Source organism: Pseudomonas sp. NFACC04-2, assembly GCF_900119265.1.
GTDB lineage: Bacteria > Pseudomonadota > Gammaproteobacteria > Pseudomonadales > Pseudomonadaceae > Aquipseudomonas > Aquipseudomonas fluorescens_AA.
In genome coordinates this window covers 1-14,506 of record NZ_FPJC01000014.1, presented here as the reverse complement: position 1 = coordinate 14,506, position 14,506 = coordinate 1, and the positions used below count along the sequence as shown (strand labels likewise).

Below are 14,506 nucleotides of genomic sequence, written 5' to 3'. Positions count from 1 at the left end.
CTTCGGTTTCCAATTCGTTAGGGGCGGTGCCCGGCTCAGTCGATTTTCGGCACGGTGAAGCGGAATTCGCTGCCCTGGCCTGGCTGGCTTTCGGCATGCAGTTTACCGCCATGGGCCTGGACAATCCCCTTGGAAATGTACAACCCCAGTCCGGTGCCGTTCGGGTTGCCCTCCTTGGTCGTCCAGTAGCGCTCGAAAACATGAGGCAACTGCTCTGGCGAAATCCCTTCACCGGTGTCGCGAACGCTGAACACGATCTCGTTACCGACGGACATCGCACTGATGCCCACGGAGCCCTGCTGTGGCGTGAACTTGATGGCGTTGCCGATCAGATTGGATAACACCTGGAACAGCCGCTCGGGGTCGGCATTGATCCTCAGGTTCGGTTCGGCATTGAAGGAAATGTCGATGGCCTTGGCCGCGGCCAGCGGCGTCAGCAGCGAGCAGGCGTCTTCGAAGATCTGGCTGACGTCCATCGGCTGGGGATTGATGGTGTAGCGCCCGGCGTCGATGCGCGAGGTGTCCAGCAGGTCCTCCAACAGGGCATTCATGCGGCTGGTAGCCTGTTGCATGGTGTCGATGGCTGAGGCAATACGCTTGGAGCTGTGGGAACCGTCGGAACTGAAGGCCTTTTGCATCATGCCGCACAGCATGGAAATGACCGTCATCGGGCTGCGCAGGTCATGAGACACCACGGCCACCAGTTCATCGCGGGCCTGCACGGCCAGGCGTTCCTTGTGCACCTGGCGGGCCAGGTCGTTTTCCAAGGCCGAGCGCCGCAAGTCGTTGGCGGCGAACAGATCGCCATGGGTCCATTTGGTACTGATGCCGGCCATTTCGACTTTCCAGATCTCGAAAGACGTCCGGGGCCGTAGGTGCAGACCGGTCTCGCTGTTTTCCAGGTCCAGGGGTTTTTGTGGGTCGCCGCTCCATTGGAGGGTTTGCTTGACCTCGGGGCGGAACCACAGCACGCCGTTCTCCACAGGCTTGGGCAAGTGGATCGCCAGCACGCCACTCGCAACGTTCTGATAAGCCTGGGCAGGAGCGAAGACGCTGCCCAGGTTATGGTGAGAGAACACCGGCTTGCCGGTTTCCAGGATCCATTTGTGCAGCTCGCGGATCTGCTCCGGTTCCGGGCACTGGCCGTAGCGGTGCAGCTTGTTGTCCTCGAGAATCGCGACGCCACTGGCGCCGGTCAGCTCCATGAGGCGTTGCGGCTCTTGGGACAGGCCATCGAAGACGTTGTCGCTGGACTCGGCCATCACCGCGGCGAGGACCTTGAGGTCTTCCAGTTTGGCGTCCCGTTGCCGAGTCAGCTCCAGGGCTTGCATGGCGCTGATCTGCAATGACAGCACCTGGCCGATGGTCTGGCAGGCCATGCGCATTTCATGGGGGACAAGCAGCGGCTGGCGGTTGCCACAACTGATCAGCCCCCACAAGCGTTCGCCTTCCATCAACGAGATGCTCATGGACGACAGCACACCCATGTTTTTCATGTACTGGCGGTGGATCGGCGAGACGCTGCGCAGTGTGGCAAAACTCAGGTCCAGGGGCGCCTGGGTGTCAGGCCGCAATTGCGGAACCAGTGGCACTGGCGTGTAGTCGGCGTTGGGGATGATCCGCAGCCAGTTGATGCGATACAGCTCGCGAGCCTGTTCGGGAATATCCGACGCCGGGAAAAACAGGCCCTTGTAGAGCTCCATCGACGGTGCGCTGGCCTCGGCAATCACTTGGCCGTGGCCTTCTTCCTCGAAGCGATAGATCAGCACCCGGTCGTAACCGGTCATGGCCTGGATTTCCCTCACACTGATTTCGTACAGGGCCTGGAGGGTTTTCGCACTTTGCAGGCGTTGCAGCATGCGGCCCATGTTGGCCTCGCCGCTGACCCCTTCGGGGCGATAGTCGCTCAGGTGCTGTTCCAATTCGACGATCAGGGCGCCCTGATGGCGATGCACCAGGGCGTCGAAGCGTTGCTGGTTCACGACAATCGCCACGGGCACGTTGTCGCTTTCCGGGGCGGCGCGGCAGGCGATGAGGATCGCCTCGGCCTGTTCCAGCCCCAACAGGGTGTCGAGTGTCTGGCCCAGCAGCCTGTGGGGATCCTGCGCCATCAATTGCAACACGTTGGCGCTGACCTGACGGATCACGAAATCGGGCTCGGACAGCATCAGCAATACGCCATGAGGCTGGATGGTCCCGGGAAAGCGAATCGGTTCGTCTGCGCAATTGGCCAGCAGTTCTTCGAAGGCTTCCTGGTTTTCCGTGTTCATAACAATACCTTTTGGCTGTCCAGCCAGTGTTCAAAATGAGAGAACGTCGCCTTGGCGGCGCGTGTGACTTCGAACACTTGGGCCTCGCCAAGGTTCCTGTCGTCCAGGTATTGGAGGAAATCCTTCCAGCGTCGGCCAGTGAGCTCGCCATACACGTTGAGGAAGGCTGCTCCGCTAGAGGCGTCAAGCCGCAGCTTCTCGGCCACCCTGCGCCGCAGGATCTGCCCCCCGAGTGTTGCACCTTCCAGCACATAGGACACGCCGAGTGCGGCGGCACGGGAGTCGATCAGCGGCAATGCCTGGCAGGTGGGCAGCGCTTCGATAGCGGCTTCTTCCAGGCCCAGTGCCGTGAGATCCGCCCGCAGCACCGGAAGTTTGATCCGTAGGGATTGGTCCAGCCCGGTCGGCGTCAGTGCAAGTACATGAAGACGTTGCTCCAACGGTTGATAGAAACCGTAGTAGGCCGCCATCAGGCGCCGATACAGATCGAAGTCCAGCTGTTCGGAGAAAAACGGCAGGCGTTTTTCCAAGGCGATGTGCAGTTCAGCGGTTTCGGTCCGCAATGCCTGGATCAGAGAAGGGTAGGGTGGGGCCGATGACATGCAGGGTAGAGTTCTTTGACTGGAGCGTTGCTGAAAGAAACGCATAAATCTTACATGGGTTTTTGGGGATGCAGTCATCGGGTATCGGCCCTCATTTCCTCAAGTCGCTGCGCCTGCGAGCTGCTCGCCGAGTCGCGCTCGTTCGCGATTCAGCTCATTGCACAGCTCTTCTTCCGAGGGGAGCACCAGCTTGTATTGACTGGCGAACAATTGCTCATTGCCCTGCAATACGGAGTAACGCACCAGCGATTCGTCTTTCTGGGCGCACAGAATGATGCCGACGGTGGGTTTGTCATCCGGCCCGCGTTTAAGGTCGTCGTAGAGGCGCACATACATGTCCATCTGCCCGATGTCCTGATGGCTCAGCTCGCCGAGTTCGTTGATCAAGGGGGCGAGCTGAGGGTCATCTTGGGCAGCAGTGGCGTCATCGCAGTGTCCAACCATTGAGAGGGGCGGACTGCAAGGATGCATCAAGCGATGTTTCGATGATGCCGGACGGGGCTGATTGCTTGGGAGGAAAAATAGTGGATTGACGCAGGACGGGTATGACGCCGCCCCATGTTGGTTGACCTTGGTTTGTAGGAGCTATCCCCGCAGGGCGTCATCCATCGTGCCCCGGTCTGATAGTCAGTCCTGGCCTTGGGCCAGCGCCTGGGACGCAGCCACATAATCGGCCTGGAATGGCTTGCTTTCCACCCAGTCCAGCGCGGTCTGCTCATCCACGCCCGTGGTCAGGCGGCGGTATTCGATCAATGCGGTAATGATGAAGTCGGTCGCTTCTTCCTCTCCTTCCTGTTCCAGCACCAGCGCCAGCAGGGGATGGGCCAGGAACGCTTCGCACATCGCCTTCTGGCTGACCTTTTCGGCGGCGCTCATGAGTTGGAACAGCTCCGTCAGGTCCACGGTTTCCAGATCGATGCGCTCGTCGTTCGGGTCCAGGAAATCGTTCGGCGCAGCAGCACGCCGAGTACGGTTCTGCTTGGCTTTCGCCTTGGCGCGCTGGCTGCGCTTGTGCTGTTTGTTCGCCGATGACATGGTCGGATTCCTGATGGATAAGGCCATCTATCCTACAGCTTCAACGCGGACGCTTCGAATCTCAATCCACGACGAAGAGCGTAGCCCCCGATGTGGTGGAGGATCGATGAGGCTCGGCCTGGTCGGCCACCTGATAGCTCATGCCGGGCTTGAGCAAAAATTGCCGACCGTCTTCGAGTTCGGTATTGAGCTCGCCCTTGAGGCAAAACAGGATGTGGCCCTTGGTGCACCAATGGTCGGCCAGATACCCGGCGGTGTATTCCACCATCCGTACCCGAATATTCCCGAATTGCCGCGTGCGCCAATAGGCGGTTCCGGTGACGCCTTGGTGCTCGGTAGGTTCGATGGTTGACCAATCGGTCGTGCCGAAGGGGATGCCGGTGATGTCCATGTCGACTCGTTTGCCAGAGGGGAGCGGACGAATGTAGCTGAGTCGACAAGACGGAGGAAGGAAATGCCGGGCAATAAAAAACCCCGATCAATTGCTTGATCGGGGTTTTCGGTATTTGGTGCCCAGAGACGGAATCGAACCGCCGACACGGGGATTTTCAATCCCCTGCTCTACCGACTGAGCTATCTGGGCAACGGGGCGCATTAAACGGGTTTTTCAGGGGGGCGTCAAGCAAGTTTTCAAAAAATATTTAACTATTACCGTCGCTTACGATTCGCCCCCGTGCTGAACAGCTTATTCGGATGGCGGTACGTAGCCTTCGGCCTTGGCGTAATCTTCCCCGGAAAAGTACTTGTCCATCTCGCCCTGAAGGTATTTGCGATCTTCGGCGTTCATCATGTTCAGGCGTTTTTCATTGATCAGCAGGGTCTGGTGTTTCTGCCAGTCGGCCCAGGCCTTGGCCGAAACATTGTCATAGATGTCCTGGCCCTTGGCACCCGGGAACGGTGCACGTTCCAGGCCTTCCAGTTGTTCTTTGTACTTGCGGCACATGATGGTGCGGGTCATTGCAACTCTCCTGCGTTCATTACGGCGGCCGCGCGTTCGAGCAAGGTTTTGACCGGGGCGGCAAGGCCCAGGCGCGGCGGGGTGGCGAGGTTATACCAGAGCCAGTCGGCCTCGGCCACGTGATGGCCGGTTTCCCGGACCCGGACCAGCCAGGGTTCGATCGCCAACTGGAAGTGGCTGAAGGTATGCACCAGGCCTGGCATCTCGTGTTGGCTGCCCAGTTCCAGCGAGTGTTGCAAGGCCAGGTGTTGCAGGTCGTCGAGGTCGTCGAGTTCCGGCAGGCTCCATAGCCCGCCCCATAGCCCGGTGGAAGGGCGACGGTAAAGCAGGATCGCGCCCTCGTGGTTGGCCAGCATCGGCATCAAGGTGCGCTTTTTCGGCACCTCTTTACGAGGCTTGGGAATCGGGTAGCGGGTTTCCAGCCCCAGCATGTGGGCCTCGCAGCCCTGTTTCAGTGGGCAGAGCAGGCAACTGGGCTTGCTGCGGGTACAGAGTGTGGCGCCCAGGTCCATCATCGCCTGGGTGTAGGCGTTGACCCGGTCTTGCGGCGTGAAGCGCTCGGCGGTGGCCCATAGCTGTTTCGCCACCTTGGGTTCGCCCGGGTAGCCTTCCTGGGCGGTGAAGCGCGCCAGTACTCGCTTGACGTTGCCATCGAGGATCGGCGCCCGCAGGCCCATGCTGATGCTGGCGATGGCGCCGGCGGTGGACAGGCCGATTCCCGGCAACTCGGTGAGTTTTTCCACGTCTCGGGGGAATTCGCCGCCGTACTGCTCGACGACGATTTTCGCGGTTTTCTGCAAGTTGCGCGCACGGGTGTAATAGCCCAGCCCGGTCCACAGATGCAGCACTTCGTCCTCCGGCGCGGCGGCCAGGGCTTGAACGGTGGGCAGCGAGGCCATGAACCGGTCGAAGTAGTTGAGCACGGTACTGACCTGGGTCTGCTGCAACATGATTTCCGAGACCCACACCCGATAGGGAGTGATGTCTTGCTGCCAAGGCAAATCGTGGCGCCCGTGGCGGTCGAACCAGTCCAATACGGCGGTGGAAAACTGCTCGGCTCTCATCGTTTGAACAGCCCCTTGAGCGCATCTTTCAGTTCGGGGCTGACCTTGTCACCGAGCTTTTCATCGATCTTGTCGCCGAGGCGGTCACCGGCCAGTTTCGCCGCGACCTTGCCCAGCCCGTCGTTGTCCAGGCGGCAGGCCTTCGCTCCCAGTTCCAGGGGACCGCGGCAGCGCAATGGCCATTCGACGTCGACGTAGCGTTCGTTGACCTGGCAGGCTGGGTCGGGCATGTCGCTCTTGTCGCCTTCGACGATGACGCCGACGCGGTAATCCATACCCAGCACCCGCAGGTCGATATCGCCGTTGCCGTTGACGGTCATGCCAGGGATGCGGACTTTCAGGTCCGGGTTGTGGGCAACGCCGTTGTTGAAGGTGAGGTTGCCGTTGAGTTGCTGGAACGGCGTGTCCTTGCCCCGGGGTTCGCCGCTGAGGGACTTGCGATTGAGGGTGGCGATGCCTTTGCACAATTGCTGTTCGAGGTTGGCATTGAGCAGCACACCATCGTTGATGACGAACCCGGCGTTGCCGTTGAGGCTGTCGATCAGGGCCTTCTGGCTATTACCGGTGGCGGTGATCGCACTGTTGACGGTGACCAGGCCTTTGACCGGCGGATTCTTGCCCTGGCTTTCGATGATCTTCTCGGCAGGGACCCGGTTGATACGGGTTTGCAGGCTCAACAGTGGGGTAGGTTGGCGCACATCCAGGGTGCCCTTGGTTTCGAAGTTGCCGCTGTACAAATCGCCCCGCAGGTTTTCCAGGGTCAGCAGGCCGCCCAGGCCGGTGGCCTTGAGCGCGGCATTCTGGATCGGCAGTTTATCCAGGGTCAGTTGCCCGAAGGTCAGGTCGGCATCGAGGTCCAGCTTCCTCAGGCGCTCCACCGGAAACAGCCGATCGTTGCTCCAGGCGCCCTGGGTCGGAGCGCTTGGCAGCGGTGAGTTGCCGACACCGGCCATGGCACTGGCTTCGGTGTTGCTGACTTCGGCCTCACGGGCCGCCTTGGAACTGTCGGCCTCGGCGGATTTAGGCGGCAGATAGCGGTCGACGTTGAACGTGTCGGCCTTGAGTTGCACGCGCAGGGCCTGTTTGGCAATGTCTTCCACGGCGATACGACCGCTGAAGTTGCTATCGTCGAGCTTCAGGTTGATGTTGTTGAATTCGACGCTGGTCGGCGTGCCGGCAATGCGGCTGGCCAGCTCGACCTTGCTCAGGCTGCCTTCGGCCATGGCCGGCAGTGTCTGGCCGACGCTGTCGACGAATTTCGCCAGGTCGAACTGGGCAATCGATAGGCCACCGTTCAATTGCGGGGTCTTGTCGAGGTCGTTGACCTTCAGTTCGCCCAACGCGCGCAGTTGGTTGAGGGACAGCTTGATGCCGGTCCATTCGGCGACATTGGCTGCCTTGTCCAGGAACAGCTGGCCTTGGGCCGCGAAGTTCAGTGACTTGCCCTGCAAGGGGTCGCCCGTGGCTTCGCCGGACAGTTTCAGATCTTCGAACTTGTAGCGTTGCAGGGCACGCTCGAAGCGCAGTTCACCCGTTACTTCGGTGCGTACCCGTACGGCCGGCTGGTTGCTGGACAGGAAAGCGGTCAGGGTGACCGGGATGTTGGTGGAGTCGTGGACCGGGCCGGTGCTCAGTTGGATGCTCTCGGCGGTGTACAGCTTGCCGGTCTGCTCGTCGGTGTATTCGACCCGGGCGTTGTTCACGGTCAGGCTGTCGATGTCCAGGCGGGTCGGCTGGGCAGGTTTTTCCGTCGGGGTGTTGGCGGGCGGTGCCGGTTGCTCGGCTGGTGCCGGGGTGTTCGCCGCCGTCGCGGAGGCTGGCGCCTTGCCGATGTCTTCCCAGTTACCGTGACCATTCTTGTCACGGTTGAGCCGCAGGTTCAGGCCTTCGACGCGCACATCGCTCATCTGCACTTCCCGGCGCAGCAGCGGTATCACCCGGACCGAAAGACCGAGCATCTGCAGGTCGGCGAAAGGTTGGGTCGGACTGGCCAGGGTCGCGACGCTGGCATCGTGCAATTCCAGACCCAGCCATGGAAACAGGCTCCAGCCGATATCGCCATTGAGGGTCAGCTCGATGTGGGCCTTGTCGCGGGCTATCTGGCGGATCTCTTCCTTATAGTCGTTGGGATCGAACAGGTGGGTCAGGGCAAAGCCCAGGGCCACGATGATCAGCAACAGCCCGAGAAGTACCAGACCCAGGATTTTGCCGAACGCTTTCATGGGCGAATCCTTGTAGGTTGAGTTCAAAATTTAGCCTGGGAGTATAACGCTGTGGATTGCCGGTGCGTTGGGCGATCGCTTTTCGATCCTTCGCCGCCAGCCAGGCGATGGCTGTCCCGGTGCTCTGGCTTGCAGGCGCACGCTGGGGCCGGGTGTGCAGGCGTTGCTGAAAAATAAACCATTCGCCCCCTACAGAAAGCGAACAATAGTGCGATAAGACAGATGACACGAAAAAGGTGATATCACTTTGATTCTTCTGTCGCGATCAAATGGTAATCTTTATCCGTTCGTCCGCCCTTCTGCGACTTGATGTCGCACACTATGGAGCTTCACCGGAAAATACAGCCATGCCTGCGTGCAATGAAGGCTGAGGGTGACGCGTGGCTGACGGACCATTCCAATAACTGGGGGATACACAATGAGCACGAGCATCACGGCGGGCGGCGTCGCCGACCAGCCTGCGTTCCTCTCCAAGGAACGCATCATCGCCAAGCCCGGTTTCAACCGGTGGCTGGTTCCACCGGCCGCACTGGCCATTCACCTGTGCATCGGCATGGCCTACGGCTTCTCGGTGTTCTGGTTGCCACTGTCCAAAGCCTTGGGTGTCACCAAGCCTGTGGCCTGTGCGCCGGATATGAGTTTCATCTCGCAAGTCTTTTCGTCCCAATGTGACTGGCCGATCTCGATGCTCGGCTGGATCTACACCCTGTTCTTCATCTTCCTGGGTTGCTCGGCAGCCATCTGGGGTGGCTGGCTGGAACACGCCGGGCCACGCAAGGCCGGCGTTGTATCGGCCTTGTGCTGGTGCGGTGGCCTGCTGATTTCCGCGTTGGGTATCTATACCCACCAGATCTGGCTGATGTGGGTCGGTTCCGGGGTGATCGGTGGTATCGGCCTGGGCCTGGGCTATATCTCCCCGGTGTCGACCCTGATCAAGTGGTTCCCGGACAAGCGCGGCATGGCGACCGGCATGGCGATCATGGGCTTCGGCGGTGGTGCGATGGTCGGTGCTCCACTGGCCGCGGCGCTGATGAACCATTTCGCTTCGCCGACGGGCGTGGGCGTATGGCAGAGCTTCCTGGTCATGGCTGCAATCTACTTCGTGTTCATGATCGGTGGCGCCTTGTCGTACCGCGTTCCGCCGACCGGCTGGAAGCCTGAAGGCTGGACCCCGGCACCGAAGAAAGCCGCGAACGCGATGATCACCCATCGCCACGTTCACGTGAGTGTTGCCTGGAAAACCCCGCAGTTCCGCCTGGTATGGTTGGTGCTGTGCCTGAACGTATCCGCCGGTATCGGCATCCTGGGCATGGCTTCGCCACTGTTGCAGGAAGTGTTCGGTGGCAAGCTGCTCGGCAATGACCTGCCGTTCGGTCAATTGGACGCCGTGCAACTGGGCCAGATCGCGGCCATCGCGGCCGGCTTCACCGGTCTGTTGAGCTTGTTCAACATTGGTGGCCGATTCTTCTGGGCATCCTTCTCGGATTACCTGGGTCGTAAAAATACCTATTTCGTGTTCTTCGCCCTGGGCTTTGCCCTGTACGCGCTGATCCCGAACCTGGGGCACCTGGGCAGCGTCGCGCTGTTCGTGGCGGCGTTCTGCATCATCCTGTCGATGTACGGCGGCGGTTTCGCCACCGTGCCGGCCTACCTGGCGGACCTGTTCGGTACGCAAATGGTCGGTGCAATCCACGGTCGCCTGCTGACCGCCTGGGCTGCGGCGGGCGTACTGGGCCCGGTGCTGGTGAACTACCTGCGTGAGTATCAACTGAGCATCGGCGTTGAACGCGCCGCAGCCTATGACATCACCTTGTACATCCTCGCCGGCCTGCTGGTGCTGGGCTTCCTGTGCAATCTGATGGTCCGTCCGGTTGCCGACAAGTACTTCATGACCGACGCCGAACTGGCCGCCGAACAGGCGCTGGGCCACGACAAGGGTGCCGACAGCACCACGTCGCTGGAGTGGAAAGCCGCGCCGGGCACCAAGCCCCTGGCGATCGCCGCCTGGCTGGTGGTGGGCATTCCGTTGGCGTGGGGTGTGTGGGTGACCCTGCAGAAGACGGCGGTGTTGTTCCGCTAAGACCGTTGCCCTGACCCATCGGCGAGGGCAACCCTTGTGGGAGCGGGCTTGCTCGCGAAGGCGGTCTGTCAGTTAACGATGATGTTGGCTGATACACCGCTTTCGCGGGCAAGCCCGCTCCACATTTGTTTTTGGGTGATGGCAAAATTTGCGTCCATGACTTGTATGGACATGTCTATCGCCGACAGCCCGGGTTTCAGCCCGTCAGTGATGTCACCTCTTGTGTTTCTGTTTGCCGCTCGCGCCCCTATAATGGCTGCCTTTTTCGCCCAATGATTTTGCGGAGCTGGTGATGGCCGAACGTAAGGCGTCTGTCGAGCGCGACACTCTGGAAACCCAGATCAAAGCCTCGATCAACCTGGATGGCACCGGAAAGGCCCGGTTTGATATCGGTGTACCTTTTCTTGAGCACATGCTGGACCAGATCGCCCGTCACGGGCTGATCGACCTGGACATCGTCAGCAAGGGCGACCTGCATATCGACGACCACCATACGGTGGAAGACGTGGGTATCACCTTGGGCCAGGCCTTTACCAAGGCCATCGGCGACAAGAAGGGCATCCGTCGCTACGGCCATGCCTACGTGCCGCTCGATGAAGCGCTGTCGCGGGTGGTCATCGACTTCTCCGGCCGCCCGGGCCTGCAGATGCACGTGCCGTACACCCGTGCCACCGTCGGCGGTTTCGACGTCGACCTGTTCCAGGAATTCTTCCAGGGCTTCGTCAACCACGCCAACGTGACCCTGCACATCGACAACCTGCGCGGGCACAACACCCATCACCAGATCGAAACCGTGTTCAAGGCTTTCGGCCGCGCGCTGCGCATGGCCGTGGAGCTCGATGACCGCATGGCCGGCCAGATGCCTTCCACCAAGGGCGTCCTGTAATGCAGACGGTCGCGGTTATCGACTACGGCATGGGCAACCTGCACTCGGTGGCCAAGGCCCTCGAACATGTGGGTGCCGGCAAGGTGCTGATCACCAGCGATGCCGACGTGATTCGCGAAGCCGACCGGGTGGTGTTCCCCGGCGTCGGCGCGATTCGTGATTGCATGGCCGAGATTCGTCGTCTGGGCTTCGACAAACTGGTGCACGAAGTCAGCCAGGATCGTCCGTTCCTCGGCATTTGCGTGGGCATGCAGGCCTTGCTCGATCGCAGCGAAGAGAACGACGGTGTCGACTGCATCTCGCTGTTCCCGGGCCAGGTGAAGTTCTTCGGCAAGGGCCTGCATGAAGACGGCGAGCACTTGAAGGTCCCGCACATGGGCTGGAACGAAGTGAAGCAGACGGTGGATCATCCGCTGTGGCACAACATTCCGGATCTGGCGCGCTTCTACTTCGTGCACAGCTACTACATCGCCGCCGGCAATGCGCGGCAGGTGGTGGGCAGCGGTCACTATGGCGTCGATTTCGCCGCGGCCCTGGCCGATGGTTCGCGCTTCGCCGTGCAGTTCCACCCGGAGAAGAGCCATACCCACGGCCTGCAACTGTTGCAGAACTTCGCGGCGTGGGACGGGCGCTGGTAATGGCCCGCAAGAAACCGCCGATCCTCACACTCACGCCCGAGCAGGAGAGTGAAGCGAACCGCAAGATCCAGCGGTTCATGGAGGAGCGTTTCGAACTGGACCTGGGTTCGTTCGAAGCGGCGGAAATTCTTGACCTGTTTACCCGCGAAATTGCGCCGCACTATTACAACAGGGCGATTTTCGATGTGCAGACGCACCTTAAAGAAAGGTTCGAAAGCATTGAAAGCGACTTGTGGGCGCTCGAGAAAAATTGATTTTCGAGCCAAGCTGAATATTCGTATTTGAAGGTTTGCCAGATGCTGATTATCCCCGCTATCGATCTCAAGGACGGCGCTTGCGTACGTCTGCGTCAGGGCCGCATGGAAGACTCCACGGTGTTTTCCGATGACCCGGTGAGCATGGCCGCCAAGTGGGTGGAGGGCGGCTGCCGTCGCCTGCATCTGGTCGACCTCAATGGCGCCTTCGAAGGGCAGCCGGTCAATGGCGAGGTGGTCACGGCCATTGCCAAGCGCTACCCGAACCTACCGATCCAGATCGGCGGCGGCATTCGCTCGCTGGAAACCATCGAGCACTACGTCAAGGCCGGTGTGAGCTACGTGATCATTGGCACCAAGGCCGTCAAGGACCCTGGATTCGTCGCCGAAGCCTGCCGCGCGTTCCCGGGCAAAGTCATCGTTGGCCTCGATGCCAAGGACGGCTTTGTCGCCACCGACGGCTGGGCTGAAGTCAGCACCGTGCAGGTGATCGACCTGGCCAAGCGTTTCGAAGCCGACGGCGTGTCTGCCATCGTCTACACCGACATCGCCAAGGACGGCATGATGCAGGGCTGCAACGTCCCGTTCACCGCCGCCCTGGCCGCCGCCACCAAGATTCCGGTCATCGCCTCTGGTGGCATCCACAACCTGGGTGACATCAAGGCACTGCTCGACGCCAAGGCGCCGGGCATCATTGGTGCGATCACCGGTCGCGCGATCTACGAAGGCACCCTGGACGTCGCCGAGGCCCAGGCCTTCTGCGATTCCTACAAAGGCTGAGGACTCACCATGGCGCTGGCCAAACGCATCATCCCTTGCCTGGACGTGGACAACGGCCGGGTGGTCAAGGGCGTGAAGTTCGAGAACATCCGTGACGCCGGCGACCCGGTGGAAATCGCCCGGCGCTACGACGAGCAGGGCGCGGACGAGATCACCTTCCTCGACATCACGGCCAGCGTCGACGGGCGCGATACCACGTTACATACCGTTGAGCGCATGGCCAGCCAAGTGTTCATCCCGCTGACCGTGGGCGGTGGCGTGCGCACCGTGCAGGACATCCGCAACCTGCTCAATGCCGGTGCGGACAAGGTCTCCATCAACACCGCGGCAGTGTTCAACCCGGAGTTCGTCGGCGAAGCGGCCCAGCACTTCGGCTCGCAGTGCATTGTCGTGGCCATCGATGCCAAGAAAGTCTCCGGCCCGGGCGAAACCCCGCGCTGGGAAATCTTCACCCACGGTGGGCGCAAACCCACGGGCCTGGACGCCGTCGAGTGGGCGAAGAAGATGGAAAGCCTGGGCGCCGGTGAAATCCTGCTGACCAGCATGGACCAGGACGGCATGAAAAATGGCTTCGACCTCGGGGTCACCCGCGCCATCAGCGATGCCCTGGGCATTCCGGTGATCGCTTCCGGCGGTGTCGGCAACTTGCAGCACCTGGCCGACGGCATCCTGGAAGGCCATGCCAGTGCGGTGCTGGCGGCGAGCATTTTCCACTTTGGCGAATACACCGTGCCGGAAGCCAAGGCCTATATGGCTCATCGCGGGATCTGCATTCGCTGACTGCTGGACACCATGGCGGGCCCAAGGCACTCTTGGGCACACCATGGATTGCGGTAGCCCGACATGCTCAAACGCCTCGTTCTTGCCTTTGCCGGTGCCACGTTGCTGCTCGCAGGCTCGGTCCGCGCCGCTGATACATCGCTGGTGTTGCTGACGGAAAACTTTCCTCCGTACAACATGGCCAAGAACGGCAAGAACTTCGCCCAGGACGAGAATATCCATGGCATTGCCGTGGACATCGTCCGCGAGATATTCAAGCGCGCCGATATCTCCTACAGCCTGACGCTACGTTTCCCTTGGGAGCGCATCTACAAACTCGCCCTGGAAAATCCGGGTTACGGTGTGTTTGTCATGGCGCGGTTGCCGGAGCGTGAAAAGCTTTTCAAATGGGTTGGCCCCATCGGTCCGGACGATTGGATCATGCTCGCCAAGGCCGACAGCAAGATCGCGCTCGACTCGCTGGAGCAGGCGCGTCAGTACAAGATCGGTGCCTACAAGGGCGACGCAATTGCCGAGACGTTGGCCAAGCAGGGATTGAAGCCAATTGTCGTGTTGCGCGACCAGGACAACGCCAGGAAACTGGTCAACGGCCAGATCGATCTGTGGGCCACCGGGGACCCGGCCGGGCGTTACCTGGCACGTCAGGAAGGGGTGACCGATCTCAAGACCGTGCTGCGCTTCAACAGTGCCGAGCTGTACCTGGCCTTGAACAAGGACGTGCCCGACGACGTGGTCGCCCGGCTTCAGGCTGCCTTGGATGAGCTACGCAAGGAAGGGGCGGTGGACGCGATCATGGCGCGGTATCTCTGACCGCTGGAACAAACCTGTGGGAGCGAGCTGCTCGCGAAAGCGGTGGGTCAGCTTGTAGAGATGTTGAATGTGTCGCCGTCATCGCGAGCAAGCTCGCTCCCACAGGGGATCTGCTGCGAACGCCAAT

At 60.8% G+C, this 14,506-nt stretch carries 14 protein-coding genes, 1 tRNA gene and 1 pseudogene; 7 read left to right on the top strand and 9 right to left on the bottom strand.

Features of this window, described 5'->3' with window-relative positions; genetic code table 11:
• Nucleotides 1-35: 35 nt before the first annotated feature.
• From BT125_RS18545 to BT125_RS18505, 9 genes and pseudogenes are all read right to left on the bottom strand, one after another.
• Nucleotides 36-2,270, bottom strand: a complete 2,235-nt coding sequence (locus tag BT125_RS18545) for an ATP-binding protein (RefSeq protein ID WP_072409103.1) — start codon at nucleotides 2,268-2,270, stop codon at nucleotides 36-38.
• The gene (locus BT125_RS18540; RefSeq protein ID WP_072409101.1) at nucleotides 2,267-2,872 is read right to left on the bottom strand and encodes a biliverdin-producing heme oxygenase; all 606 of its coding nucleotides are present in this window, start codon (nucleotides 2,870-2,872) and stop codon (nucleotides 2,267-2,269) included. Before BT125_RS18540 ends, BT125_RS18545 begins: the two co-directional genes overlap by 4 nt.
• Before the next feature lie 99 nt (nucleotides 2,873-2,971).
• Nucleotides 2,972-3,244, bottom strand: a pseudogene (locus BT125_RS18535) (PDDEXK nuclease domain-containing protein); the annotation flags it as partial.
• A gap of 255 nt (nucleotides 3,245-3,499) precedes the next feature.
• The gene (locus BT125_RS18530; RefSeq protein WP_072409099.1) at nucleotides 3,500-3,907 is read right to left on the bottom strand and encodes a hypothetical protein; all 408 of its coding nucleotides are present in this window, start codon (nucleotides 3,905-3,907) and stop codon (nucleotides 3,500-3,502) included.
• Between the two features lie 61 nt (nucleotides 3,908-3,968).
• On the bottom strand, nucleotides 3,969-4,298 hold the full coding sequence (locus BT125_RS18525; RefSeq protein WP_072409097.1) for a DHCW motif cupin fold protein: 330 nt from the start codon (nucleotides 4,296-4,298) through the stop codon (nucleotides 3,969-3,971).
• 116 nt (nucleotides 4,299-4,414) lie between these two features.
• Nucleotides 4,415-4,490, bottom strand: a tRNA-Phe gene (locus BT125_RS18520).
• 102 nt (nucleotides 4,491-4,592) lie between these two features.
• Nucleotides 4,593-4,865: an oxidative damage protection protein gene (locus BT125_RS18515; protein WP_060739617.1), complete on the bottom strand. Its 273-nt coding sequence runs from the start codon at nucleotides 4,863-4,865 to the stop codon at nucleotides 4,593-4,595.
• A complete protein-coding gene (gene mutY, locus BT125_RS18510; RefSeq protein WP_072409095.1) occupies nucleotides 4,862-5,929 on the bottom strand; it encodes an A/G-specific adenine glycosylase in 1,068 nt (355 codons plus the stop codon). The genes BT125_RS18515 and mutY overlap by 4 nt, the downstream gene beginning before the upstream one ends.
• On the bottom strand, nucleotides 5,926-8,151 hold the full coding sequence (locus tag BT125_RS18505; protein WP_072409093.1) for an AsmA family protein: 2,226 nt from the start codon (nucleotides 8,149-8,151) through the stop codon (nucleotides 5,926-5,928). Before BT125_RS18505 ends, mutY begins: the two co-directional genes overlap by 4 nt.
• A gap of 418 nt (nucleotides 8,152-8,569) precedes the next feature.
• On the opposite strand from BT125_RS18505, the gene BT125_RS18500 reads away from it, so the two are divergent.
• From BT125_RS18500 to BT125_RS18470, 7 genes are all read left to right on the top strand, one after another.
• Nucleotides 8,570-10,231, top strand: coding sequence for an OFA family MFS transporter (locus tag BT125_RS18500; protein ID WP_072409091.1), 1,662 nt, complete (start codon nucleotides 8,570-8,572; stop codon nucleotides 10,229-10,231).
• 292 nt (nucleotides 10,232-10,523) lie between these two features.
• Nucleotides 10,524-11,117, top strand: a complete 594-nt coding sequence (gene hisB, locus BT125_RS18495; protein ID WP_003186751.1) for an imidazoleglycerol-phosphate dehydratase HisB — start codon at nucleotides 10,524-10,526, stop codon at nucleotides 11,115-11,117.
• Nucleotides 11,117-11,755 (top strand): imidazole glycerol phosphate synthase subunit HisH, encoded by a 639-nt coding sequence (gene hisH / locus BT125_RS18490; RefSeq protein WP_024619262.1) that lies wholly within the window; start codon nucleotides 11,117-11,119, stop codon nucleotides 11,753-11,755. Before hisB ends, hisH begins: the two co-directional genes overlap by 1 nt.
• Nucleotides 11,755-12,009 (top strand): DUF2164 domain-containing protein, encoded by a 255-nt coding sequence (locus tag BT125_RS18485; protein ID WP_003186749.1) that lies wholly within the window; start codon nucleotides 11,755-11,757, stop codon nucleotides 12,007-12,009. The genes hisH and BT125_RS18485 overlap by 1 nt, the downstream gene beginning before the upstream one ends.
• A 42-nt stretch (nucleotides 12,010-12,051) precedes the next feature.
• Complete coding sequence (gene hisA / locus BT125_RS18480) at nucleotides 12,052-12,789, top strand: 1-(5-phosphoribosyl)-5-[(5-phosphoribosylamino)methylideneamino]imidazole-4-carboxamide isomerase (RefSeq protein ID WP_025211342.1); 738 nt, start codon at nucleotides 12,052-12,054, stop codon at nucleotides 12,787-12,789.
• Nucleotides 12,790-12,798: 9 nt separating this feature from the next.
• Complete coding sequence (hisF, locus tag BT125_RS18475; protein WP_072409089.1) at nucleotides 12,799-13,569, top strand: imidazole glycerol phosphate synthase subunit HisF; 771 nt, start codon at nucleotides 12,799-12,801, stop codon at nucleotides 13,567-13,569.
• Nucleotides 13,570-13,632: 63 nt separating this feature from the next.
• Nucleotides 13,633-14,379, top strand: a complete 747-nt coding sequence (locus tag BT125_RS18470) for a substrate-binding periplasmic protein (RefSeq protein ID WP_072409087.1) — start codon at nucleotides 13,633-13,635, stop codon at nucleotides 14,377-14,379.
• Nucleotides 14,380-14,506 lie beyond the last annotated feature (127 nt).